Origin of the sequence: Chitinophaga sp. sic0106, assembly GCF_019219075.1 — a bacterium.
Lineage (GTDB): Bacteria > Bacteroidota > Bacteroidia > Chitinophagales > Chitinophagaceae > Chitinophaga.
Window position 1 is genome coordinate 19,722 of the sequence record NZ_JAHUWJ010000018.1, and the last position, 24,356, is coordinate 44,077.

A 24,356-nucleotide genomic window follows, 5' to 3' on the forward strand; every position below is an offset into this window, starting at 1 on the left:
GCGGGGGGCGGACAAAATGGGCAGCAAAGGGATTGCGGGCCATGAGGCGGTACCGAATAGAAAGAAACGAGCAAGACCGGGAGCTGCCCGAGCGTAGGACGAGGGAGCGCGAAAAGGGTGACAGGCCGGAGCGCAGCCCCGAAGTGCAGCCCCGGAGCGAAGCGGAGGGGCAAACGAGGGGCAAGTGGAGGACTGGCGCCCTTTTTGCCGACTGAGGCCGAAGCGAGTCCTTTTAACCCGCTTAATTCTACGCTTCGATCAGCTAATCTCAAAACCGCTTCGGTACGGGTATTTCTCTGCTGATAGTAGTAATACAGTTGAAGAGTGCGACGCAAGGATGCTTATAGAATTCCAGTCGCTGGACCCATAATTATTTATGGATAGAGAAATCGATTACTTTATAAGAGTTAAGTCGCTCTAAAAGGAGATAGTATTACCCTTGATGGACATTTTCAATTTTGGTATTTTGCCTCATTTTCTCGTTTACCTCATTGCCATAGCCAGTTTACAGAGAGTTTCTTTTTTTTATCTGCTGCTTGGATAGTAAATTTATTATAAATAGTGTACTGTGACATCAATAAAAAATATTCTTGAAGACAAAGGCCCCCTCTTAAGCGGAGAGCTAATTGAAATCCTAATATTGGAACACGGAATAAGTAATGAAGCTGCTCGGAAGCGTATATCCAGAATGAACACTCCTGTTCACAAGATAAAAGGATTCTTTACAGAAAATCAAACGTTCTGCTATTTAAGCACCCAATATAAACAAGACATCTATTTTGAGGGGCTTAGAAATGCATTCAGAAGTAGCGCGAAACGTATATACTCTATCATCTTGGCTTTAGAAAACCATCATGGATATCTTCATAAGGAGCAGCTTGCTGCCTATAGTTTCAGTCCAGTACTTGCCTTGAAGGGACATAAGCGTTTTGATGTACTGATCAAGAATCTATTGACAATGAATGTATTAAAGGAGGAAAATGACTATTATATAATTAATAATCAGATGGCCCTCATTGAACCCAACCATAGTCAATATAAAGCGATAGCTGTAACTCAGAAGTTCCTTCTGGACCAATTTAGTGAGTGGACCCGGAATATTGGATTAGGCTCCTACAATACAGGGAAGATTTATTCTGATTTCGGTAATTTCAAATGGGGATTCACGTCCATATCTTACTCAATAGGAATTAGCAACTTCAAGGACGGAAAAAAATCGGCTGGCTTTATTGTGGCAGATGTCATTCTTGGAAATAGCTTGTCTCTCCATGATGTCGATTTTTTTTTGCAGAAGATCTCCATCCTTCAACAAATGAAATCCCTTCCCAAATTCATTCCTTTCCTTATTGTAGACAGTCTATCAGCAGAAGCACTAAGCAAATTGAAGGAAAAAGGAGTCATAATTGGTTTTGTAAACGAACTATTTGGGAAAGGATTCACAGAACTCTTAAAATCACTTATTAATACAATCGCTCATGCCGGTGCAATCTTAAAAACTAATCCAGAAGGATTTTTGAATCTCATGGATAAAATTGATGGACTTGTTCAGGGTAAAACAAATAATTTAAGAGGCGATTTATTTGAACTGGCTGTCGGATTTTATCATAGTAGGTTTTGTCAAAGTATAGATATTGGTAAACTTATTAATGTTGAAGGGAATCGCAGAGAACTAGATGTATTCGCCATTTATGCAGATAAAATAATTGTGGCTGAATGCAAGGGATACAAACGTAAAGCCTCTTTGGCCGAGGTAGAGAAATGGACCAGTGACAAAATCCCGCTCATCAGAAAATGGATCTCAAGTCAGCCAACTTTTAACAATAAGGACTTAGTCTTTGAGTTCTGGTCAACAGGTGGCTTTGAAGATGATGCGCTGCACAAAATAGGAACTTTAATTAAAGTCAAAAAATACACTTTACACTTCTATGCAGAAAAGGAAATTCTGGATAAAGGTAAATCCCTAAGTATGCCTAGGTTCAATGAAACATTAAATCAATATTTTTTTAAAGAATCACTATAGTTTGAACATGGAGAATGTACTATCATTTCTGGATAACAGCCGCTACTATTAACTATAATGTTTTAAAACAACAAATACTATACTTGGATAATCTCCCATATCTCTGAATCTATGTTATGCAAGTGAGAATTGAAACGATCTTGATGAACTGCAAAAGCCAAAAGATGTGTTGGTCTGGAAAATCCAACATATGCCATTTTCATTGATTGACGCGTCAGCTTTTGATTTAGGTTTGAAGGTGCTCCGCCTTTTAAAACATTTGCAAGTCTTTGTGACTCATAACTTATTCCCCCGGGAGATCGCTCATAAAAAGTTTCCAAATACAGAGTTGCAGTATGAGTTTGTCCTTTAGTTGCATGAATCGTAGATACCTCAACTGCAATATTATTTGCGAAATAGGAATTACTTTTTACGGTAGTAGGTATTGGGTTAACAGGTGTTGGCGTATTGTCGAAGATGAATATCCTGCTTAGCTCAGTTTGATTTCCATCAAACTGAGCTAAAAAAGTCTGCATTTCAGTCCTTAACTCGGCTAAGACATGATTTTTTCGACCTAAAAGTATTCCTCTGCACGATCGGTATAATAAGAGTTTAAATCCTTTAAAATAAATCGGCTTCGATGCCTGTAAGAAATCAATTAACTTTTTTTTAGAATAAAATCGACCGTTAACATCTTTTATGTTTTCTAGTCTAAGCACTTTTAAAAAACCATTCAGAATATTATCGCTAATAGCTTTTGAATTATTAGAGTCGCCCGAAAGGATTAAGTATGCCTCCAAATGGTCATTGTCGATCTTTGTGCCAGTAGCTTCTTTAGTATATGAAGGAAAGTAACTAGAAAGCCTAATCTTATTAGGCTCAGCATTAGTAGTCCAACCTATCGCCTTATAGATCCGTTTAACATCAACAGGAATTAATCCATTCATTTCCATCTCCCTAATAATTGTGGTGAACTTATGAATTGTTTCAGTAATGTTATTATCATTATAAACTAGCAGGTGCGGCTTTATTGATACATTTGAGCCATCAGATTTTTTCAACAATCCTATTACCACAGTTGGAGTTAGAGCAAGATTCTGTACTATAGAGGCTACGTTAGGGCTTAGTCGCTGGCTTCCACTCAACAATAGACTCTTTGGTCTAGTTTGCCAGGGACCTGGTGAATTACCTTCTGTGACAAATATTGATTGATTTTTATCTCCTATTCTTTGGAGTATGCTTGCGGATGCGCCCTGATCCCAAAAAAGAGTTTCCAATAAATTATATTGGTGCTCCTCCATATCTTGCATTTCGTCTATAAAAATATATTTAAATCTCCGTTGCAATACTGTTTTAATTCTTGGAAATTTATCCACATATTCCTTCCCAAGAAGATAAGCACAGTTAAAAGATAAGTACCCGGCCTTTCTAATACCCATCTTCATATTGAACAAGGCACGATATGTAGTGGATGTTCGATCTCTTAAAGGGAATGTATTAGAAAAGGGGTAAGCGAGTATGTCATCACCAAGAATGCGTGAATCAAAGACGATCTTTTCCTTTTGACCTTCGCGATTCCTTAACCAACCATTTGCTCCTTCTGGCACATAATGACGTTCTCGGAAAATCTCATCATCGATTCTGATAATACTCCTCGCGTATTTATGCTCATAATAGGGACGTGCTAAAAACTCATCCACAAACCCTTGTATAGTGCCAATGTAATTTGGGTAAGAGAATAATTTCGGGCAGTGGAAACCAATTCTCTCCTTTATTTCGTTAACAGCAGCATTGGTATGCGAAATAACCAATATACCTCCACTTCTAAATGGCAAGTATCTCTCAATGATCAATAGTTTGGCCAGCAATGCTGTGGTTTTTCCACTACCTGGTACTGCTAGAAGATCACAGGTTGTGTTATCCAATATATAAGTAATTCTTTCTTCATCAAATACTTCCGTTTTTCCAAAAAGGATTTGTTCGGCATATTTGATATCGTTAGCATCAAATTGTGGCAGCATAGCGAATAGCATCTAACAGGTAAGTAATACTAGGTTCGGTAGTAAGATCATCAATTTGCGCCCTTTTAAGATTCTCTGCAAAACGTTGAGCAACAATAGTTTTAGAAACAGCTTCCTTCTTAACGTTTGGTAGATTATGTTCGCCGTTTTTAATATGCGCATAAATTTTATACGCAATTAGCTCATCTGATTCTTGCCAATTATTAAAATAGGTTTCTAGGTTAGTTATTGCGTTATTATACGGCCTTAAATCTGCAACACCATCATCTTCACGCTGTTCTCTTAAAGCTTCTAAAACCGATCTATACAGAATTTTTCTTAGCTTTACAGATCTGGCTATGCAATACTCCAATGTCCAAAATGGAGATACATAACTACGTACCGGACCTCCATTGTACTTTTGCTTACGTGCAGTGGCTTCAATTATGGCATTACTAATTTCTGCTTGAGTTAGTGGAATTTCCTGCTTTCTATTTGGGTCATCTGGATGAGGAATATTTTTTGTGGGCGCCGCTTCTATCGGTAATACATCAACGTCCGTTAATACTGCCACCGGAGTAGTCATTTGAGGGCCTATTTTACGCTTAAAGATTCCGCAATACCTCAAGAATGCTGTGTTCCCCACATTCACTATACAAACTCCTTTCTCCGTTAGATTTATTTTAATTTTGTTTGATAATTCGGGAAGAATTAACTCTTCACCCCATCCTTCAATCAAAATAACACCCTTTGCAAAAAATAAATTTGACTTCGTGACATCTAAAAAACGCATTAGGAATGAGTAGTCTGTTTTTTTGAGCATAGTATAATCAGCACCCATAGGAAATGTTTTGTCACCCTGACAGATTATGAGATTCTCCAATGGTATTTTTGAACCGATATTTGGGCTATGTGTGGTAAATATCAGCTGAACATTCTGTGCTTCTTTTTGAATCGTCTCAATTACTTGAAGCTGAACTTGAGGATGCAAGTGGGCTTCTATTTCTTCAATTAACCCTAAGCGGATGCCTTCCCAATTATCTTTTTGAAGGTGAAGTAATTCGGTAGCAATAGAAAGTAGGTTATGACTGCCCAGCCCAAGATTATAGCCAACATCAAACAATAAACATAATGACTCAAGAATACCTTTCAAGTCAGTTTTCTCCATTAGTATCTTAGAATCCATCTTACGAAACTGCTGAAGATACTTATCAATTATACTTTTTAAAATCTTCCCACCTTGTTGGTCAACGTGAAGGTCTTCACCGTTCTTATTTTGGCCTTTAAAGTAAGCTTCTATTTCGGCATTTAAATCTCTGTACAATCCTACAAAAGGATGAGTATTGTGTTGTCCCTCAAAAGCCTTATGTGCTATTAAAATTTGTGATGACCGTGAATTCCGTTTAGGTACCAGCTCCCATTTGGCATCACGCAATGGGCGCAAATAAGTGCATCTTAGTAATTCTTTGGCCTCTGCTGTTAGTAAATGGCCATTTGCATCGGCTCCTGCTTTTACATCATAAGGCAAAATTCTCTCACTATTCCTACTGGCATCCAAAATCAGCCTCAAATATGGCTTAGCATCTGTCCCAGTTCCACTCCACCCTAACCATTCAGTAAAATGTTGAGCCTCTGTATCATCCTCAAGTCCTTCAATAATACATTCTATCCTTAATCTGATTGCATCTGTATAAAAATCTTCTTGCTCTAACCTCAACCAGTCGTTGCTGTGCGTTTTCAAAACTAATTTGATGGCATCAACAATCGCTGTTTTACCTGAATCGTTTTCACCTATTAAAACATTTAAGCCTCTATTGAAATTTATAATGCAGTGTGGATTTTGAACATTAAATTGATCTTGATTGCCAAATTTGCGAAAATTCCAAAGTTTTAGTTGAGCAACATACATTGGTACAGAATTAAGGCCGCCAAATTATAAAATAAAATTGGATTAAGATGTTATGCACTCGTTATGTTACTATCTTTTCAATTAAAGTTGTACTTGGAGGCTAACAAACATGAAAGATCGCCTTCAATTCTGTCAGAATTACCATTAAGAAGTAGCTATTTTTGCGCGTCTTAATTTTATATTCTATGAAAAACTGGTTGATTTTCCCGACATGCGAGTATGTGCAGAAGGAAAACTATTATTATAGAGCTGAAACCTAAAAAAAATGGCAAATTATTAAAGTAACTAAGTATAATTGTCCGGGGTAGAGTATGCCACCTAATCATAATTCTTTTGATGGAGAATATATAATGTGATTAGAAGGAGCTCGTCTTAAAAGCCAACTTAAAAAGGAAGTTCGTCTTCATCATCAAGAATTTCAGGTTCAAATAACTTATCAATAAATGATTTATTTCTCGCAATCGCTCTTTCAAGTAAAGTTGAATATTTTAATACTTCTGTATAAAGAGTTCCATCAAAATTTTTGAATTCACCAACTATTCGCTTAGCCGGTCTGAAAGAAAAATTAAAATGTGCGGCATTTACAAAATCGGAATCATTGAATCTGACATCAAGGGGTTCCAATGTTTCCCCTATCAGATAACCATAAAATTGTTTAATTGGGAACTCATCCTTTGTTAAATTTAATATTAAGGACGCATAATAATTGATTTCCGCTAAATGATCTGCTACATTAGTATTGGGTGTTTTAAACTCAAGGATAATACATTTCTCTTCGGCAGGGAATAGAAGTACATCAGGCCTTTTTGATAATCGCTTTTCTCGGTTTGCATTAACAAATTTTTCCTGTTCGGGAGTCATATTTTCTATAAATATCTTCTGGCCATCGATAGTAACATTTCTAAGCTCTGACTCAGACACACCTTTAAATAAAATATAGTCTTCGCTAAGAATCCATAAATCACTTTCAATGGGAGTTCCTGTTCGCTGCGCAAAGAGTAGATTATGAAGCAACTTTTCATCTTCATTTCGACCCTGCTTTTGCATTTGCAATTCCCTTTTGAGAACTTTACTAAACATCTCTAACACTAAACGTCTTCTTGCAACATAATGAGTAAGAGCAGCCCGGTTTTGGTGTGGAATTTCCTTAGCTAGGTTTGTTACAATTTGGTTCAGGCTTTTGTCATAGTCTGTTGAAGTAGGATCTAAGTTTAATAGCTCATCATATTGCTTTTTTAGTTCTGCATCCTTTTTAGCGGCTTTTTTTGATTCATATACGTAAACTTTCTCAAGTATTTTCTCTTCACTGTCAGTAATGCCAATTCCTCTTAGATAATTTTCATCAATTAGAAACATCTCTTTAAGGTCAGATACTCTAGCCTGCATCTCTTCAGCCTTACGTGCAATATCAGGGTATAAGTTAAGGATGACAGCTTGCGCCTCTTGCTCAATATCATCAAAAAATATAATGTCTTCGTCAAATAAATCAGCTTCCTTTCCTCGACGTGGTATATTCAATTGACCTCTTAAATCTCCATCTCGCTTATCGATATATGGACTAGAAACGAGAAATAAGTATCTATAATTATCAATGTGATCTTCTGGTGTAAGACCAATTATGTTCAATTGAAAGTCTTTCTCGTCTACTATTTCTCCTTTGCTGGTAAGTTTTAATATGTTCTTAGGAAATTTATTTTTGGGTATTTTGAATGCTTGAATTAAAAAGTTCTCAAAAGTTTCCTTTTGTTTGAATTCTCCCTCCACTACTCCTTTGAAATTTATTGTAAAATCTTTATTGGTATCAACCGCAGGAATATCGGCATCATCAATGTATAGTTTTTCAACAAGTTCGCTTCCTCTATAGCTTTCAAGCGTAATTTTGGGTAGTTGTTGGCGATTTGCACAAAAGTACTGTATGTAGTGTCGTATAATCTCCTCTTTATAATTCTCAAGCGTTAAATTGTATGCTAGTTTATCCTTTGTATGGATAAGATTTTGTAAGGATAGTGAGGTATGTGAGTGAGTGTCTGTAGAGTCTTCATACTTTTCTAAGTATACAATTGCTCGTTCATGAAGAAATTTTTTGTTTTTACTCATCATGAACTTGCGTGTTTTAAATTTTTCTCCGTCTTTAAAAACGCTTTCAAATTCAGCGGTATGAAAAAATTGGATATATTGAAGACGGCCAGAGCCTCTATTGTGATAGCCTTTTTGATTGTCTTTATATGTCAAAAAACGCTGGAATTCTTCATCGTTAAATCCAATACCCGTATCTTCAATTACGATTGCATTCATCACCTTGCTTTCTTCAAATAGCTCCGGTTCATAGAATACCTTAACTTTTATTTCGCCATCTTTAGGATTTCCCTTCAATTGGCGAATTGCCTCTAAAGCATTCGTAAATGCCTCAAACAAGGGTTGTAGTGGATTATTATTCTTGCCAATTTCGTCCAATATGGCAGGGAAATAAACATATTCATTCTTTAAATAACCAAGGGTATTTAGCTCCATTGTCTGATAAATAAGTATTTAAAGATAGCTAAATAATTAATTCCTTCAATTCGTATAATGAATGGTACAGGAAACTGATAATTTCGTTGCTTTTCCAATTGCTAATACTCAGCTACTATTAAGAGAAAAGATATTGCGGTTGACCTCCAACGCAGAATCACGCCTTTGTGTATATTCTTCTCCCATATTCGCATACTCTGCATATATGATACATTCCACCCAATGCCGGCATCCTTGCAAGCTACGAATATGCTTATACGGTATTTCATGGCCATGCTGATAATTCTCCCTGATCCAGGTGCGCAAGTGTATTATACGTCGATAGATAATCTGATGAGGTTTCCAATGTTTCACCAGATTAATGGCATCTTCAATATACCAGTCATAGGTGAATACTTTAAACTCCTGATCGCAGATTCTTAGAACCTTTGTGCCATCAGGCTCGCTTCTAACAAATGTTACAAATGAAGGATACATAAGTTTTGGTTGTAGTGGTTATCGTCTTTTATCTGTGGTGGCGGGATCAAAGGCAATAAGATTGAACATTGCCCGCATCCTGCTGCGTAGCCGGTTGCCGTATAAATCTTCGAGCTCCTGGCTATTGAGATTAGTGGTAACGTGTGTGAGCATTTTATTGGCGATCAGCATGTCGTATCGTGATAGCAGAATCTCCGCCATGACGTTGCAATTATTCCCCCAGAAGTTAATGTTCGTTTCTAGTCCGAGATCGTCGAAGCAATGTACCCGCGGAATATTGGAGTAGGGGAAGAATGCGTTCCTACTGTATCTGCTTATTAGATCAAAACCAATCCTTCCGAATTCAAAACTGATGTCCCTGCAGGATATGATGGTAGGTCTGTAGGCTTCCGTGCACAATGATCGCATAAGACTGATAAGGGAGGTTTTACCGCAACCAATCCTGCCCGTCAGGAGTACCCCTTTATCTAGGTCTATACCTTCGTCTTTGGCGACCAGCTCATCGCGGAGGAAGTATGCCAGCAGTTTGAGTACCACCGGCCGGTCTATGTCATCGACCTTGAAATGAGGGCTGTAAACAGTTCTCCCGCGTTCCTCCAGCAGCTGTACCAGCTGATAGTAGTCATAAGGGGTCTGAGTAGCTTTTGTTTTCGTTGGTGTGGAGCCGTCCTGGCCCTGTTGCTGATTTGGTGTGTTTGTCATTGCTTTCGGGTTTTTGTGGATGAATGTTTAGTACCCATTTGTGAGCGGCAGCCTGCCAGTCGGTGATCGGTGTCTTGCCACCCTGTCGCCATCCGTTTGCCTGGTAGTGGTGGAAAAACTTGTCAGCTTCCACTTCCGGGTAGACGTGGGCGTTAAAAAGTTCCTGTACCTCGGATAGGGAGGGGAGAATTCGCGCGGCGCCTGGTGCATTTTCCGCGCGGGGTGTACCCGGATCGAATTGGTTCTCTTTAGTTTCATTTTTCCTATTTTTTTGTGGGAGCGGGAGCGTGTTTTCTCCCTCCCGTTTTAAATTGTTTATATGTTTATTATTAATGTGGCCCACTTTTGGGCCTGAGCGTGGCCCAGATTTGGGCCTAGTACGTGGCCCAGTTTCGTACTCATTACGTGGCTCACTTTTGGGCCACATGGCACCGCTAAAAAGTAGTAGTTGTTCGGGTGAAGGATCGGCAACAAAATCTGTCAATGTCAGGATCGTTATCAGGCTGGGCGCATACGGGTGTTTTGCAGGCTGATAGACGATATACTGGGAGAGGTGCAGATGCTTCAGACAACCAACGTAGGTGCTGCGGGAGCCAATACGGGAAAGGCTCATGACTTCTTCGCGCAGGATCGGAAAAGGGTTTTGGAACCGATATAGGTTCCAGATCTGGAATAATGCCATATACAGGCTGATATGATGCGCGTGTAAACGGTCATCTTTCCGCACCTGCGCGAAGAAGGCATTTAGATGCCTGATGTAGTTGGTCTGTGCAGATGATGCCGCCATCAGCTGCCTTTGACGTTTTTCTTGGTGCCTTCCATCAATTTGGTGATGTCGTTGAAGTCGTAGAAAATCAGGCCGCCGATTTTTGTAAAAGAGAGAGTTCCGTTAATGCGCATGTTTTGCAGGGTACCCGGGGAAATGCCTAACATGTCACGGACTTCGTAGGATTTGAGCCACTTACGGGGCTGTGTAGTAGGTATGTTGATAAGTTCCCGCAGTTCAATGAATAATTCCTTTTTGAAAACTGCGAGATCTTCACGGGTGAGGATTTCTGCTGCCATAAAATTTGGTTTTGTTTGATGGCAGCAAAAGAAAGGAGATAATCAATGCAAGAACAGTCACGGGGGTGACGGTACCCCCTGTAACTATTTGATAATTAAAGAACTATTTTTGTATAATACTTTTTGTAATGTGTTTGTATTGATTATAGCTGGAGGAGAAGATAGGTGAATACACAGTAAGCAAATATATTTATTGTTTTATGGGAATGGTTAACCAGGTCCATAAGGATTTCCCGCACGGCCTTGGATACAGCTGCATTATCTTTATAGAAATTACTCCGTAGGCTACCGGAAGATACATTGTCCTGCTTTACAGTGGTAAAAAAGTAGGAAAAGAAATCCAGCAGTTCAGTTTTATTTTTGTTGAGATATAGCCCGCTGTCCAAAAGTAATTTTATAATGTTGCCCAGCTGAGGTACAGAGAAAATAGTAACGACTTTAAAGTCTTTCCAGCGGCTTAATTCATCAGCGATATGACCGTTGTTAAATAGTGATCCTTTTTCTTTCTGATAGACAATTTCATCTGCAAGCCAGGACTGTAGTTGGTTTTGTAGTGGTGGATGAACTTTGCTGTAAATGAATCTGGGCTTAATGACTGTCTGGCTAATCTTCTTCTGAAGAAATATAAGACGGTCCAGTTTCTCTCGTATGGTGGGGAGCTCTTCTATGTCCTTCGTTACACTCTTGGACCAGTACCTGAAATAGTGTATGTTATTGAAGTTGAGATACTGCAGGAGGTCTTCCAACTTATCAGTGAGATTGGATTCTGCTTTATGGTTCTCCAACAACACACGCAGCTTCTTTTTATATTCTTTTAGATAGAAAAGCTGATGATAACTCACGGAACAACTCACATGTTCCGCTTCTAAGAAATCATTCAGCGGCAGTAGTATTATCGATAAGAGGTCTTCATCAATACCTCGTTTCATGAAATCATTTTGCAGGGATTCAAGTTCAAATACAAGGCCGTCCTGTGCAGAAAGCAGGTAGGTCATGGGGATCTTACAGTCAACGTCCAGGTATCGAAAGAATTCACGTTCCAGGAATGTCAGCAGTTCCGCAAGATTGCTATAAATAATTTTAAAGAGATTAGTCCATGTAACCTCATTGGATGGAACGTCCATCGTCATTATGGTCGGCACTGAAAGGGAAGTAGCTATTTGATCCATCAATAATACCAGTTGGTGTTGATGCAATTGAATATACCAACCAACCTGTGCATTGTTGCCTAAATCGTAAAGGTACTGACCGAAGCCGTGTAGCATCTTGTCTTTTTGACTGATCACATCATTAGTCGTGTAGGTAAAGAAATTCTTGTCTGGCTGCTCCAGTTTCAGGGCTTGGTGTTTAAGATCCACTCGAATTAATTTCTCGAAAAAAGATAACTGATAATGCTGCTGCATACGTAGCTGTTTTTAGAGTGTACCGGTAGTGTTGTTTTGGTTGGTGAACTCAAACATTCATGTTGTCAAAGAAACAGAGTCTTTGATCGGATATGGTGTCAACGAGGTGTGCAATAAATGATTTTGGATGATCCGTTGATGTTAATGTTTTGTTAAAATGATTGATTATCATGCCAAATACATAAAAGTATTTGGCATGATAAGTTTACGCAACAGCGCTGAATAGCATGGAATCCGGTAACGAGAGATTAAAGATTCCTTTCAGGGCCTTCATGTCCTTGCTCACTTTGGAAGCAACGATCTTAGCGTATATCTGCGTTGTCTTGATTGATTTATGGCCTAGCATGGCGCTGACTGTTTCCAGTGGTACACCATTGGCCAATGTTACTGTAGTTGCAAATGTGTGACGTGCGGTGTGCGTGGTGAGATGCTTGTTAATACCGCAAATATCGGCCACCTCTTTCAGGTAGCCATTGAAACGCTGATTGCTGTTGATAGGCAAAAGACAGTTATTGGCGACGCAATAAGGATGATTTTTGTATTTCTGCAGGATCTCTTTTGCAATAGGCAGCAGCGGAACATTTTCCCGGCACCAGGTCTTTTGTCTGTTCTTAACAATCCAGTCTTCGCCATCAAAGAATTTGCAAAGATGATCTGGGGCCAGTTGCAAAGCGTCCTTATAAGCGAAGCCGGTGAGTGCCATGAACAGATAAGCATCTCTGACTTCTTCCAGTCGCTTTACCGGCATGGCCTTATTGTACAATACGCAAAGTTCCTCCGCATCCAGGATGCTTCTTTCGGGATCTAAATAGGGGCATTCAAAATCTTCCAACGGGTTTGCATCCAGCCACTTTCTACGCACCGCCAGCTTTAAAAGCTGTTTGGTTTGCTTTATATACTTCATAGCGGTGTTATCGCCAAGGCACTGTATAGCTGTAAGGAAATGATGAAGATCCTCGCCGAAAGCGAAATCTATTTTATACAGTGGATAATCTGTAGTATTAAAAGTTGATTTTAAAAACTGTGTCAGCTTGTCTTTTGTAGTGATCCATTTTGTGAGGGATGCTTTCGCGCGTTTGCCGGCAGCTACCTTTTCTGCAAACTGGGTGTTATGGAAGTCAATTACCTGCAGCAATGATTTTTTCTGCTGCTGAACACCCAGGTAAGCATTTTTTAAAGACAGAGGGTCAACATTGGGGCCTCTTTCTTTGAGCAGGTTATAATGCCGGAGTAATTCAGACTTGACATGTGTTATCCGGTTGTTGATTTCTATGGCTTCAGCTGATTTGCCGATAATGACGCCCGCTTTCGTATCAAATTTTTTAGGCTCCACCTGGTAGCCCAATGAAAAACCATCTCTTGCCCCGCTGATGGTTATACGAACATTGATTGAGGCTTTGCCGTCTTTGTTTTTGTTGTCCTTACGAAGCCAGAATAAGATTGATAACTCTTGACTTACTTTCATTGCTGGTGTTTTAGGTTACCGAATTAGTTTGGTGTTGTTTGGTTCGGTCTGAAGCCTTAAACCCAGTGCAGATAAGTGTTAGCGGGGAAAAGGTTACACTAAAATTAGGCTTTGTCAGTGTATCCTAATTTGTAACCTTTCAGATTTGTTTGATGTAGTTTACCTTTACATGCTAAAAACAGAAAAGCCGCGTAAATCATACGATTTATGCGGCTTTAACTTTAAAGGAAGTCCTAGTTGCGGACCGGACGGGACTCGAACCCGCGACCTCCGCCGTGACAGGGCGGCATTCTAACCAACTGAACTACCGATCCTTTCCGTTGGGGTTGCAAATATAGGATTAAATATTTTAAATATCCAAATGATTTTTAAAATAGCCCCAAAATAAACTGACCCCGGTAAAAACCGGGGTCGCTATTTAACGCTATAATTTGTTGCCTTGCACAAATTGTCTGGCTATAATACATAGTAAGTTGGTCGTTCTACTAAGATCTCTTCCTGCTGCTCCTCCATCGTTTGCTCGTGAAGCATCTGACGCAGGTCCCGCTCAATCGTACGCGCAATCGTTGTCATCGGCGTATCCGTTGGCTTGCCCTCAAATGGATCCTGTAAGCTGATGCCCATGCGCTCAATCAGTAAAAACGATGCCGCAATAGCTACCACTAAAGGAATCTCCATAAACCCCAAGGAATCAATCAGGGCAAAAGGTAACAGCAGGATGAAAAATAACACTGTAAAGTGCGTGTATAAGCTGTAGGTCGCAGGAAATACGGTGTTCTTAATACGCTCACATTTTCCCATCGCATCACAAAGCCTGTTCAACGTGGCATCAAGCGCCACCTGCTGGTAGCTGTTAATCCACTCGTTCTCCAACGCCAGCTTAATATCTTTACCGTGTAAAAGCAACAGCGCAGCCGGCACATTATCATACTTCATCACATAGTTCAATTCCCTGCGCGTCAGCAACCGCTCCAAACCCTTTAATGGATCGGTTTTGCGTAACGACTGGCCAAGACTGTGCGTCCAGGCTGCCTGCCGCTTTATAAAACGTTCTCTGAAATGCTCTAACTCTTCTGATGGATAGGCCGTTGCTGTTAAACTTAATACCTGTCTTGACAGAGAACGTGAATCATTTACTATCGCGCCCCATATGGATCGCGCTTCCCACCAGCGGTCGTAGGCCTGGTTGCTCCTGAAAGCCAGCAGCAACGATAACACCGTGCCCAGTACCATCGGCACCGCAATAGGAATACTTATGTTTTTAAGATTGTATTGGTAGTAGAGGATGTTAATTAACATGCTATAGACCGCCACCACTAAAATCTCGTACTTTATCTTCCCGAAAACATAACCAAATGGGATATTCTTTCTAAGCAGCATAACACTCTGTTTTAATTATTCAGATGTAAGCAACAACGATGAAATAGTCGCTTTTACCACTACCTTTCTGCTTCCCGCTAACGTAGCAGCCAGCTTTGGTAATTTCGCCCTGCTGAGCAGCTTTCCGGGATTGTAACTCCGCTTACTCGGTGCATTGTACTCCAGGTCCGAGGGTTCCACAATCACGTCAATGTTGTTAGCCAAACAGAAATTCTTAAACGCAACACCAGTATCTCCATGGAAAAATTCAACCTTTAACTGATGAATACTGGACGCATATTTATTGCGGATAATCTCACAGCCATCCTTGAAATCAGCCGTGATCAACTCAATATGCCTGCTGTTACGGGTGAAAGTCACCAAATCAAAAATGGAATCAGGCATACGCAACGCATGCACGAATATTACATTCACCAACTCGTCCGGGTATTGGGATACTACGTTGTGTACATAACCAAGAGAACGTATGGAAAAGTCAGTAGGAATAAGTACATTTTTCATAGCTGTTGTATTTATGATACAAAACTATGACCGCACAGTTAGAACGCGGTAAGAAGTGGGTTAAAAGGTGGTAAGAATGTGGTAAGAAAACGGTAAGAAACACCGGAATTACAGCGGTAACTCCACCCTGATCTCAGTTCCGATGTTTACCTGACTCTGTACAATGATGTCGCCCTTATGCATCCGGATGATGTTCATCGCCAGCGGCAACCCAATGCCATAGCCCTTAAATTCACCGGTATTGGAGGCCCGGAAGAACGGAGAAAATATATACGGAATGTCCTGCTGAGGAATACCTATACCCTGGTCCTTTACTATGATGATCACCTTTTTGTCCGTCGCCGCCAGGGCAATTGACACCGGCTTATTATTAGAATACTTGCAGGCATTCATCACAATATTGCTCAAAGCCAGTTCCAGCAACTGCTCATTGCCCTTTACCGTCAGTTTTTCCTCCTCTTCAGGGAACAGGCTGTAATCTATATTTACCTGGCTGCCAGGAATCAATTTGTCAATTGTGTCTTTTACGGTAAACAGCAGTTCATCAGTGCGTACGGCCTGCCACTGCGGCTTCATGCCGTCAAAGCCGGTTTGGGCAAGGTGGAGCAAACTCTTTGTAATATGCTCGAGCCTGCCAGCCTCTGTCAGAATGCTTTCCATCGCTTTCTTATAGGTTTCCGGGCTCCTGTCCTTACTCAACGCCAACTCCGCCTCACCAATAATGGCCGTCAGCGGGGTACTCAGCTCATGAGATGCATTGCTCACAAAATTATTCTGCGTTTCAAACGCTGTTTCCAGCCGATCCAGCATGTTGTTAAATGTACCCGCCAGCTCATTCAATTCATCACCGCTGTTGTCTACATTCAGCCGCAGATGCAGGTTTCGGGAGCTGATACTCTTCACCTGGTTCATAATATGACGTATAGGCTGCAACGTTAGGCGACTAAAAAACGCACCTACACCTATTAATATGACAGAAGAAATAAGAAAACAAATCAGCAGAATCCTTTGCAGCCAGGCCATATAGTCCTCACTATACTGGTTAATGGCACTCACAATTACCACATACAGCCCCTGCTTGGATTTGTACAGCACTCCCTCATAAAACCGGTTGCCCTGGCGGTGTGTAGCCAAATGCTGCGTGAGCACGGTGTTGAAAAACGACTGCGGCAAATCCAGGTCGGTATTCATTTGTACATGCCCTGCACTGTCCACTTTCAGGAAATATTCCTTTTCCGCCGGCAGCTTCTCCAGGTGCTCTTCCCTGATTTCATTGTAGATAACAGCATCGGATTCATAATAGGGCAAGGTCGCTTTCGCCGCCAGATAAGCACGTATTTCCAGACGCTTGTAAAAGTCCTCGAAAGAATGCTGGTTGGCAAAAAAGTATACCAGTCCGCCCATGATCACAATGGTGGAAATAGTGAGTCCTGCAAAAGCAAGCAATATCTTATGGCGTATCTTCATCCAGATTGTTATCCTTTAGCATGTAACCCAGTCCGGTAACGGTTTGTATCAACTCGGACTGTCCGTTTTTATTTAATTTCTTGCGGAGATAATTAATATATACATCCACTACTTTGGTGTTCATATTAAAATCAATGCCCCATACCTGTTCCAAAATCTCCATGCGCGACAATACTTTCCGCGGATTGCGCAGCAAATATTCCAGCAGGCGGTATTCAGTAGCGGTTAGCTGAATGTCGTTTCCTGCTCTGGTGGCTGCTTTGGTGTCGGTATTCAGTGTCAGGCCCCCCATCTGCAATACAGTAGTAGGAACCACCGGGGCCGCAATGCCACTCTTACGCCGCAGCAGACTGCGTATACGCGCTTCCAGCTCCTGCAGCTTAAAGGGTTTCACCAGGTAATCGTCTGCACCACTATCTAATCCCATCACGATGTTTTCCGTCGTGCCAAGGGCCGTGAGCATTAATATCGGGGTCGCTATTTCCTCCCTGCGTATAGCCTTGCATACCTCAATGCCATTGAGGCCAGGCAGCATAACATCTAAAATTATCAGGGAAAATATGGGGTTGTCCAAAGCCATACGTAGCCCGCTGGCGCCGTCAGGCGCTACGCTTACCTCATACCCGGCTTCGGTTAAGCCCCGGGTAATCACAGATACTACAGCAGGTTCGTCTTCTATGAGTAATAATTTCATCTACAACAAATATAAGGCATCGGGCATTTACAGTTATCTATTATGTCTATATAATTAACATTTTTTATAGAGAGATGTAATATCTCGTCTGCAAGCCGCCCCGTAGTGGCAAAAAGTTAATTTCAATAATTGTATCTTTCGATTCGATATTTTTCCCGTTATGCTGCAGCGAGCCTTTTGCCTGATTATCTTTTTAGTGATAGTAGTGATCATCCTTTCACAATGCGTAGGTACCAAAACCGATCCGCGCGGGCCGGCATATGCCGGGGATGAATCCTGTAGAACCTGCCACCAATCGGAGTTTGACGATCACCTCTTATCGGCACACCATTTCGCCAGCGCCCCCGCCAATAAACACTCCGTCCTTGGTAGCTTTCTGGCTCCTGCCAATGTTTTTAATTTTCCGGGAGATATAACCGTTCGGATGGAAAGTGATAGCTCAGGGCTCTATCAGACCGCTTATCAACAAGGCACGCCGCAGGAGAAAGCCCATTTTGCCGTTACGATAGGGCAGGGAAGAAAGGCGCAAACGTATCTCTCTTTTAAAGAAAATAAATACTACCAGCTGCCCATATCCTATTTTATGCAGGTGCACAGCTGGGCTAATAGTCCCGGCTATCCCGCCACCCATCCGTATTTCAACAGATCAGTCCCTGCTACGTGCTTCTCCTGCCATAGCTCTTATGTACACGTAGAAGCCTCCTACGAAGGCATGCAGCGCATAGAAAAATTTGCGGAAAATGAAGTGATGTACGGCATCAACTGCGAACGCTGCCACGGTCCCGGACAGGAACACGCCGATTTTCATACACAGCATCCGAATGAAAAAACAGCTCAGCATATCACGCGTATCGGTAACCTTACCCGTCAGCAACAGGTGGATATGTGCGCCGTATGCCATTCGGGCCTGAAAACACCTCAGCGCTCGCTGTTTGAATTTAAACCAGGGGATAAGCTGGCTGACTACATCCTGGCCGATTACCTGGCTACCGCCGGCGAACAACATACCAACGACGTGCATGGCAACCAGTACCAACTGCTCACCGCCAGTAAGTGCTACCGGCAATCGAACCAGCTGACCTGTAACACCTGCCACAATGCTCATGCGGACAATCGCCATCACCTGCAAACCTACAATAACCAGTGTATAAGCTGCCACCAGCCGGCCACCGCGCAATTCTGTACCAATAAAGAACAGGCCCCGGAAGTTTTGCAGCAGCAATGTGTCAACTGCCATATGCCGGTACAGCCGTCCAGGGTGATCACCCTGCTGCCCGATGGGAAAGAGCAGCCAGTAGCCGATTCCCTGAGGTCTCACCTGATAAAGGTATACCGGTAGGCTATTTCCGGAATAAATGCCGGGGACCGCTCCCGGCGTCGCGATTGCCCTGCTCATTGTCGCAACCACCCCTGTTGCATTTGCCGGCTTCCACGTAACTTTAAAGTAAATACCCACCACATGGAAAAGAAAAATATAACCACCATCGACGCTTATATTTCCACCTTCCCCGCAGCTACACAAAAGCTGCTCAAGCAGGTGCGACAAACCATCAAAAAAGCTGCACCTGAAGCCACCGAAAAGATAGCCTACGCCATTCCTACCTTCGTATACCACGGCAACCTGGTTCACTTTGCAGGGTACAATCACCATATTGGTTTTTATCCTGCATCTTCCGGAGTAGCCAGCTTCGGAAAAGAGCTACAGGCATATCATACCTCAAAAGGAACCATACAGTTGCCATTGGATCAGCCCTTGCCTCTGGACCTCATTGCCCGTATCACCGCTTTTCGTATGAAAGAGAATATGGAAAAAGCAGGGAAAAAGAAATCGCCGACTAAAAAGGCCACGGATGAATTTTTCATCCCCCGGATTTCCAACCCTGCCCGCCGGGCCCTGGAAAGCATTGGCGTTACAACCCCCAGGAAACTGGCGAAGTATTCAGAAAAAGAAATACTGGCCCTCCACGGCATGGGCAAAGCTTCCCTGCCGCTGATGCGCGAAACACTGCTGCAGCATGGTCTCAGTTTTAAAGAAGCCTGAACTTAAATACTTGTTAAAATTGAAGCAAACACGGGCATCTTTAAGAAAGCGGTATAATAACTGATGAGGCTATACGTTTTTGAGCTAGATTTGCTACCTGATAAATTTATTTAAAACGTAGCAACGAGAGAATTTTTTAAAAAAATCGTGCCTATCCAACATGAAGAAGAATATTATTACCGCCATAGCTTTACTGTTTACTTCCTATGTCTTTGGTCAGAACAAGCCTGTGATAGGCGTTACCTTCAAAGGCAACGACAGCACCACTTACCAGTCGGCCATCCAGAACACTGTGGAAGATGCTTTCCTGCGTACCAAACGCTTTGACCTGGTAGAGCGTGGAGAAATGGATAATGTGAAAGGCCAGGCCTCTGAAGGCGCCAGTCTCACCGCTATGAAGGAACTGAAAGCGCAGTACCTGCTACTGGGCAACGTAGTAAGCGTGACGGAAGATCAGAAGCAAGCTAAAGTGCCCGTGCTGGGAACTACCGTTACCCCGCAGGCTGAAATCATTTTCAATGTAAAAGTACTGGACGTAAACACCGGCGACCTCGTAGCCTCCGGTAACTTCAATAATACCGGGAAAGGCAAAAACGCCTTCAACGACGCGCTGATGGGTACCCGTAGCCGCCTGGATAAATTCATCAAGGATAACTTTAAACTCACCGCTACCATCGCTTCTGTTGAAGAAAAAAATACCTACGGCGATGCATCCAAGGTATTGCTCACTGCTGGTAATGCAGTGGACCTCCGCGAAGGCGACGAATTTAAAGTATATGAAAACGTAGAAGTAAACGTAGACGGTAAAAAGATTAACCGTAAACGTACCATAGGTAAAATAGTTGTGTCCCGCATCGAAGATGAACACTTCAGCGTATGCACTGTAGTGGAAGGCGCCGGAGAAATTACCAAACTGCTGAACAACAATGCCACCCTGCGTTGTGAGCTCACAGCAGAGGCGCCAAAGAAATTATTCTTCCAGAAATAATACGTTGCACAATAATTAGTTTCGGTAAGGACTGCCTTCAGCAATGAAGGTGGTCCTTTTAATTTGTTGCATCTACGGACATAAGTGTCCGTAATTGAACAGAAAAACTGCATCTCTCCCTAAATAAAAATCGCTATAATCCTTTGCTGTAGCGTATTTCTGCTTTTTCTGGCATTATGGTACTGTTTGTGCCCACCTATAGAAAAACAAAAATATTGCACATGCGTACCTATATCACTTTTTTACTCGTGCTTTTTGCCAGTATTTCCAGCGCCGCACAACTTCCCGGAAAATATGTAACGCCGGTGGTGTTGCGGCTCGACAGCCTCTTCTGGCAGGCCTATAATACCTGCGATATCGAGCGGTTTCGCGGATTGCTGGCGGATGATGTTGAGTTTTATCACGATAAAGGCGGTAGTCTTACCGGGATGGACCCACTGGCAAACTCTATCAAGCAAAATCTTTGTAGCAACAGGGATAAATATAAATTAAGGAGAGAAGCAATTCCCGCTACGGTAAAGGTTTTTTTACTGGAAAATAACCACGAGGTATACGGTGCGCTTATAACGGGCATGCATATATTTTATGTAACAGAAGGTGCCAAACCCGAATATGCTGATGGCAAGGCCAGGTTTGAAATGCTCTGGCTGCTGAAAGACGGGCAATGGAAAGTATCCCGGGTGTTTAGCTATGATCACGGTCCTGCGCAGGATAACTAAATAGGACAAAATTATCATGATATGAGTTGTAACATATTGATTAATAAATATTTCTGAAGGGGTTAAGAAAAATTGTAATTTTTCAGAAAAGTTGTAATTTTAGTTTGATTATTTACGGCAGGAATCCGAAAAGGCCTAACTAGAGTAGGAAAAGAACCCCAAAATTGTATGTTATGAAGAAGCTAATGTGGTTAACATTAAGCGCCCCCATGTTTTTACTATTTGCCTTCACCATGCAGGATCGTCAGGCCAGAAACACCGGTATCCAGCGCACCAGCACAAACCTTTACACAGTAAACCGGACAGCGGTAAAAAATGTTTCCGCTGCAGATCAGGAAGAAATCAAACGCCTGGTGGTTGAAAAGTACAACATCAAGGATTTTAGTCGCGGCGAAATCACCATTGCCTCCAATGACCCCAGAACAAAGGCGATGGGCGGTATCCTGGATAACTCTATTTACAAAGACTGGGTATCCACCAAATTCATTTTCTGGAAACAGCTGACAAAGATTCCGCAGGACGCCATTCGTGCAAACGAAATCATGCAAAAGTATGCAGTGGCACCAGGCAGATAATTTTATCACCGGATGGCTGAAGCGCAACGCTCCGGCCATCCCTGGTTTTGGAAGGATACTGCTCTATGGCTGGATAATCCTGCACCTGCTGTTTATCAGCGTTGTTAACTCCGTGTCGGTATATGACTCCTACCAGGATTTTCACAAACAGCCGCGCAGTGCCGTATGGGCGCATAAGCTGGAAAGCTGGCTGAGCAAGCCTGCCCTGCAACGCTATGGCAGGTACACCGGCGCTGAAACCGGCTATGGATTTTTTGGTATCAACGTGCGTTCCAATGGTATGCTCATCGGTGAGTGTAACGGAGAGGCTATCACGCCTGAATTCCGATCCTTCGAAACCACGCTGCGCTTTTTCTCTATGGGCAACAGCCTCACGGATGAATTCATCAAACCCGGTGAACATACCGAAATGCTGAACGATTACAATCAGCTGGTGATGAAAAACATTGCAGTAACCCTGTTTCGCCGGCGCCACTGCATGGATACGGCTATCTATATCAGCTATAATATGCTGGATTTTCCTATGCTCCAACAAGTGCGGGGTGGTACAATGCCGGCCTACTCGCAGGTTAAACTTATTTCCATCAACTACAGCCTGAACGTATATGAACAACTCAGCAGGCATTAATCACGCGGCATGGTTGTTTTTCTTCCGCGTGAATGTGGCAGCGATTGCGTTGCTGCACTTCCTGGCCATACAGCCCGACTTTGCAGACCTGTACAGCTATGCAGGCTATATTTATCCTGATATCATGGACTTATCAACCGATCAGGTAAGTCTTACATTGGTGCGGTTACAGGAGTGGCTGCAACTCCAGCATATGGGTGTCAGTTATGAAACGTTGGTGTGGATATGCCGTATAGCCTATCCCGTTAGTCTGGTTTGTTTATTGCTGGGGTTACTGACCCGCGTTAATGCGCTGATAGCGCTGTTCCTGCAGTTGCTGCTGATCAAGTCCATTCACTTATATGAGTATGGGGTGGACGGCTATACGACGTTTGCACTTTTTTACTGTTGCATATTCCCGGTAGGTCGCGCTTACTCGCTGGATAACCGCTGGAGGCGCCGTACCGCTACACCCAATGCCACTGCATTCTTGTTTTTGCTGCGGGCACACCTGAGCATTGCTTATTTCTTTTCTGGTTTTGATAAGATAATAGGGCCTACCTGGCGCAATGGCGAGGCACTCTGGAAAGCGCTGCACAGCCATAATTATTACAGCATGTTCAACCTCGACTTCCTCGCCGGTACGCCGTTTTTCCTTGTTTCTGGCTGGCTCACCGTAGCGCTGGAAATGGGATATATCGCAGGTATGAATAATCCTTATACCCGTAAATACTGGCTGGCAGGGATAGTAGCCCTGCATTTATTTATAGCGATGTTTATGGGCCTGTTCTTTTTTTCTGCTCTGCTGATTGTTTTAAATCTCTCCGCATACCTGGCACCTTATGTACGCCAGGAAAAATTGCCAGCTGAAAATCAACCGAACACTTTTTTGAGAAATGCATCTATATAGTTTACCGTAGGGGTGAACCAGGGTTCAAAGAGGCAAAAGGTATGTGGTGTATTATCCAGCTCCTGTACCTCGGTGTAGATGTGATGGGCTTTTAAGGTATCGATATAGTCATTGCGGCCGCCATGAAAGCGGGGAATGCTGCTGTTGATAAACAGGGTAGGAGGTGTGCCGGCGCCGGCATAGGTAAGCGCGGAGGCTTCGTACCACAGGGCGGGCTTTTCCGTTTTCGTATAGCCGAACCATTGGGTAGCGGCGGAAGGAGCTTTGCTGTCATTGCCTTCGGCTGATTCCGGGTGAATAAATGCCAATACGCCGTCAATACACACAATGGCCTGTACCCTGCTGGATACCTGTTGATTACCTGGCAGCGTGTCAAATTCCGGTTTGTTATTGGTGGCGCCGATGAGTGCTGCTAACTGTCCGCCGGCGGAAAATCCTGCGACAGCAATGCGGGAAGTATCTGTTTTCCAGCGGGCGGCATTGGCCTTTATCCAGCGGATGGCTGCCTTGAGGTCTGCCACTGCCGCAGGATAAAGTGCGTGTGTGGATAACCGGTAGGAAGCGGTATAGCATACAAATCCTTTGGCGGCTAACTGTGCGGCCATGGCATGGTGTTGTTGCGGGTTCCCGCTGCGCCAGCCGCCACCGTGAATAATGAGTATGCCCGGCAAAGATTGATGCTTGCGGGCAGGGTAAAATACATCGATGTTGAGCCCGTTGGTATAGGGGATACCGGTTACCCTGGCGACTCCTTCAGGCAGGCTGTCCGCCGGAAACTTCATCTGCGGGAAGTTTTTCAGCGAATGCAAATAAGCGCTGTGATTGGTGAAAGATGTATCTGCCACCATGGTGAGGCCGGTAGTGCGCTGTGCGGCCAGGTGGGTGCTGCAAAAAAATACGGACAGCAGCAATAAGTATTTTAAATGTTGTTTCATAACGTGAC

At 42.6% G+C, this 24,356-nt stretch carries 21 protein-coding genes and 1 tRNA gene; 8 read left to right on the plus strand and 14 right to left on the minus strand.

Features of this window, described 5'->3' with window-relative positions:
• The first annotated feature begins 568 nt into the window (after positions 1–568).
• Positions 569–2,020: a hypothetical protein gene (locus tag KW844_RS22390; protein WP_218379023.1), complete on the plus strand. Its 1,452-nt coding sequence runs from the start codon at positions 569–571 to the stop codon at positions 2,018–2,020.
• A gap of 77 nt (positions 2,021–2,097) precedes the next feature.
• On the opposite strand, the gene KW844_RS22395 is transcribed toward KW844_RS22390, so the two are convergent.
• The 13 genes from KW844_RS22395 to KW844_RS22455 form a co-directional block, all read right to left on the minus strand.
• Complete coding sequence (locus tag KW844_RS22395) at positions 2,098–4,020, minus strand: UvrD-helicase domain-containing protein (protein WP_218379024.1); 1,923 nt, start codon at positions 4,018–4,020, stop codon at positions 2,098–2,100.
• Complete coding sequence (locus tag KW844_RS22400; protein WP_218379025.1) at positions 4,004–5,908, minus strand: ATP-dependent endonuclease; 1,905 nt, start codon at positions 5,906–5,908, stop codon at positions 4,004–4,006. Before KW844_RS22400 ends, KW844_RS22395 begins: the two co-directional genes overlap by 17 nt.
• 384 nt (positions 5,909–6,292) lie before the next feature.
• Positions 6,293–8,419, minus strand: a complete 2,127-nt coding sequence (locus KW844_RS22405; protein ID WP_218379026.1) for an ATP-binding protein — start codon at positions 8,417–8,419, stop codon at positions 6,293–6,295.
• 495 nt (positions 8,420–8,914) lie between these two features.
• A complete protein-coding gene (locus KW844_RS22410) occupies positions 8,915–9,598 on the minus strand; it encodes a hypothetical protein (RefSeq protein WP_218379027.1) in 684 nt (227 codons plus the stop codon).
• Positions 9,519–10,385 (minus strand): hypothetical protein, encoded by an 867-nt coding sequence (locus tag KW844_RS22415; RefSeq protein WP_218379028.1) that lies wholly within the window; start codon positions 10,383–10,385, stop codon positions 9,519–9,521. The genes KW844_RS22410 and KW844_RS22415 overlap by 80 nt, the downstream gene beginning before the upstream one ends.
• Positions 10,385–10,663 carry a helix-turn-helix domain-containing protein gene (locus KW844_RS22420; RefSeq protein WP_218379029.1) on the minus strand — a complete coding sequence of 93 codons (279 nt, stop codon included), beginning with the start codon at positions 10,661–10,663 and terminating at the stop codon, positions 10,385–10,387. The genes KW844_RS22415 and KW844_RS22420 overlap by 1 nt, the downstream gene beginning before the upstream one ends.
• A gap of 143 nt (positions 10,664–10,806) precedes the next feature.
• Entirely contained in the window at positions 10,807–12,021 is a 1,215-nt protein-coding gene (locus KW844_RS22425; protein ID WP_218379030.1) for a hypothetical protein, read from the minus strand.
• A gap of 250 nt (positions 12,022–12,271) precedes the next feature.
• Positions 12,272–13,531, minus strand: a complete 1,260-nt coding sequence (locus tag KW844_RS22430) for a site-specific integrase (protein ID WP_218379031.1) — start codon at positions 13,529–13,531, stop codon at positions 12,272–12,274.
• A gap of 240 nt (positions 13,532–13,771) precedes the next feature.
• Positions 13,772–13,845: transfer RNA gene (locus tag KW844_RS22435), tRNA-Asp, on the minus strand.
• Between the two features lie 142 nt (positions 13,846–13,987).
• Positions 13,988–14,911 carry a bestrophin family protein gene (locus KW844_RS22440; RefSeq protein WP_218379032.1) on the minus strand — a complete coding sequence of 308 codons (924 nt, stop codon included), beginning with the start codon at positions 14,909–14,911 and terminating at the stop codon, positions 13,988–13,990.
• Positions 14,912–14,926: 15 nt separating this feature from the next.
• The gene (locus KW844_RS22445) at positions 14,927–15,412 is read right to left on the minus strand and encodes a hypothetical protein (RefSeq protein ID WP_218379033.1); all 486 of its coding nucleotides are present in this window, start codon (positions 15,410–15,412) and stop codon (positions 14,927–14,929) included.
• A 108-nt stretch (positions 15,413–15,520) separates the two neighbouring features.
• Positions 15,521–16,879: a HAMP domain-containing sensor histidine kinase gene (locus tag KW844_RS22450; protein WP_218379034.1), complete on the minus strand. Its 1,359-nt coding sequence runs from the start codon at positions 16,877–16,879 to the stop codon at positions 15,521–15,523.
• On the minus strand, positions 16,863–17,573 hold the full coding sequence (locus KW844_RS22455; RefSeq protein WP_218379035.1) for a response regulator transcription factor: 711 nt from the start codon (positions 17,571–17,573) through the stop codon (positions 16,863–16,865). Before KW844_RS22455 ends, KW844_RS22450 begins: the two co-directional genes overlap by 17 nt.
• A gap of 160 nt (positions 17,574–17,733) precedes the next feature.
• Here KW844_RS22455 and KW844_RS22460 point away from each other — a divergent pair, with 160 nt between their 5' ends.
• The 7 genes from KW844_RS22460 to KW844_RS22490 all read left to right on the plus strand — a co-directional run bounded on the left by KW844_RS22460 (position 17,734) and on the right by KW844_RS22490 (position 23,413).
• A complete protein-coding gene (locus KW844_RS22460) occupies positions 17,734–18,912 on the plus strand; it encodes a multiheme c-type cytochrome (protein WP_218379036.1) in 1,179 nt (392 codons plus the stop codon).
• Between the two features lie 120 nt (positions 18,913–19,032).
• Positions 19,033–19,614, plus strand: a complete 582-nt coding sequence (locus tag KW844_RS29155) for a DUF1801 domain-containing protein (RefSeq protein ID WP_255578588.1) — start codon at positions 19,033–19,035, stop codon at positions 19,612–19,614.
• Positions 19,615–19,774: 160 nt separating this feature from the next.
• A complete protein-coding gene (locus KW844_RS22470) occupies positions 19,775–20,602 on the plus strand; it encodes a CsgG/HfaB family protein (RefSeq protein ID WP_218379037.1) in 828 nt (275 codons plus the stop codon).
• Between the two features lie 221 nt (positions 20,603–20,823).
• Entirely contained in the window at positions 20,824–21,321 is a 498-nt protein-coding gene (locus KW844_RS22475) for a nuclear transport factor 2 family protein (protein ID WP_218379038.1), read from the plus strand.
• 173 nt (positions 21,322–21,494) lie between these two features.
• Positions 21,495–21,896, plus strand: coding sequence for a hypothetical protein (locus KW844_RS22480; protein WP_218379039.1), 402 nt, complete (start codon positions 21,495–21,497; stop codon positions 21,894–21,896).
• A complete protein-coding gene (locus KW844_RS22485; RefSeq protein ID WP_218379040.1) occupies positions 21,874–22,524 on the plus strand; it encodes a hypothetical protein in 651 nt (216 codons plus the stop codon). Before KW844_RS22480 ends, KW844_RS22485 begins: the two co-directional genes overlap by 23 nt.
• Positions 22,502–23,413: a hypothetical protein gene (locus tag KW844_RS22490; protein ID WP_218379041.1), complete on the plus strand. Its 912-nt coding sequence runs from the start codon at positions 22,502–22,504 to the stop codon at positions 23,411–23,413. The genes KW844_RS22485 and KW844_RS22490 overlap by 23 nt, the downstream gene beginning before the upstream one ends.
• Here KW844_RS22490 and KW844_RS22495 read toward each other — a convergent pair.
• Complete coding sequence (locus KW844_RS22495; protein WP_218379042.1) at positions 23,377–24,348, minus strand: alpha/beta hydrolase; 972 nt, start codon at positions 24,346–24,348, stop codon at positions 23,377–23,379. The two genes, KW844_RS22490 and KW844_RS22495, sit on opposite strands and share 37 nt — an antisense overlap.
• Positions 24,349–24,356: the final 8 nt, after the last annotated feature.

Coding starts and splice junctions, on each gene's coding strand:
- KW844_RS22415 (WP_218379028.1), bottom strand. CDS start 10,385: ATGGCGGCATCATCTGCACAGACCAACTACATCAGGCATCTAAATGCC.
- KW844_RS22485 (WP_218379040.1), top strand. CDS start 21,874: ATGCAGTGGCACCAGGCAGATAATTTTATCACCGGATGGCTGAAGCGC.
- KW844_RS22455 (WP_218379035.1), bottom strand. CDS start 17,573: ATGAAATTATTACTCATAGAAGACGAACCTGCTGTAGTATCTGTGATT.
- KW844_RS22400 (WP_218379025.1), bottom strand. CDS start 5,908: ATGTATGTTGCTCAACTAAAACTTTGGAATTTTCGCAAATTTGGCAAT.
- KW844_RS29155 (WP_255578588.1), top strand. CDS start 19,033: ATGGAAAAGAAAAATATAACCACCATCGACGCTTATATTTCCACCTTC.
- KW844_RS22490 (WP_218379041.1), top strand. CDS start 22,502: ATGAACAACTCAGCAGGCATTAATCACGCGGCATGGTTGTTTTTCTTC.
- KW844_RS22445 (WP_218379033.1), bottom strand. CDS start 15,412: ATGAAAAATGTACTTATTCCTACTGACTTTTCCATACGTTCTCTTGGT.
- KW844_RS22470 (WP_218379037.1), top strand. CDS start 19,775: ATGAAGAAGAATATTATTACCGCCATAGCTTTACTGTTTACTTCCTAT.
- KW844_RS22495 (WP_218379042.1), bottom strand. CDS start 24,348: ATGAAACAACATTTAAAATACTTATTGCTGCTGTCCGTATTTTTTTGC.
- KW844_RS22450 (WP_218379034.1), bottom strand. CDS start 16,879: ATGAAGATACGCCATAAGATATTGCTTGCTTTTGCAGGACTCACTATT.
- KW844_RS22475 (WP_218379038.1), top strand. CDS start 20,824: ATGCGTACCTATATCACTTTTTTACTCGTGCTTTTTGCCAGTATTTCC.
- KW844_RS22460 (WP_218379036.1), top strand. CDS start 17,734: ATGCTGCAGCGAGCCTTTTGCCTGATTATCTTTTTAGTGATAGTAGTG.
- KW844_RS22410 (WP_218379027.1), bottom strand. CDS start 9,598: ATGACAAACACACCAAATCAGCAACAGGGCCAGGACGGCTCCACACCA.
- KW844_RS22405 (WP_218379026.1), bottom strand. CDS start 8,419: ATGGAGCTAAATACCCTTGGTTATTTAAAGAATGAATATGTTTATTTC.
- KW844_RS22420 (WP_218379029.1), bottom strand. CDS start 10,663: ATGGCAGCAGAAATCCTCACCCGTGAAGATCTCGCAGTTTTCAAAAAG.
- KW844_RS22430 (WP_218379031.1), bottom strand. CDS start 13,531: ATGAAAGTAAGTCAAGAGTTATCAATCTTATTCTGGCTTCGTAAGGAC.
- KW844_RS22480 (WP_218379039.1), top strand. CDS start 21,495: ATGAAGAAGCTAATGTGGTTAACATTAAGCGCCCCCATGTTTTTACTA.
- KW844_RS22395 (WP_218379024.1), bottom strand. CDS start 4,020: ATGCTGCCACAATTTGATGCTAACGATATCAAATATGCCGAACAAATC.
- KW844_RS22440 (WP_218379032.1), bottom strand. CDS start 14,911: ATGCTGCTTAGAAAGAATATCCCATTTGGTTATGTTTTCGGGAAGATA.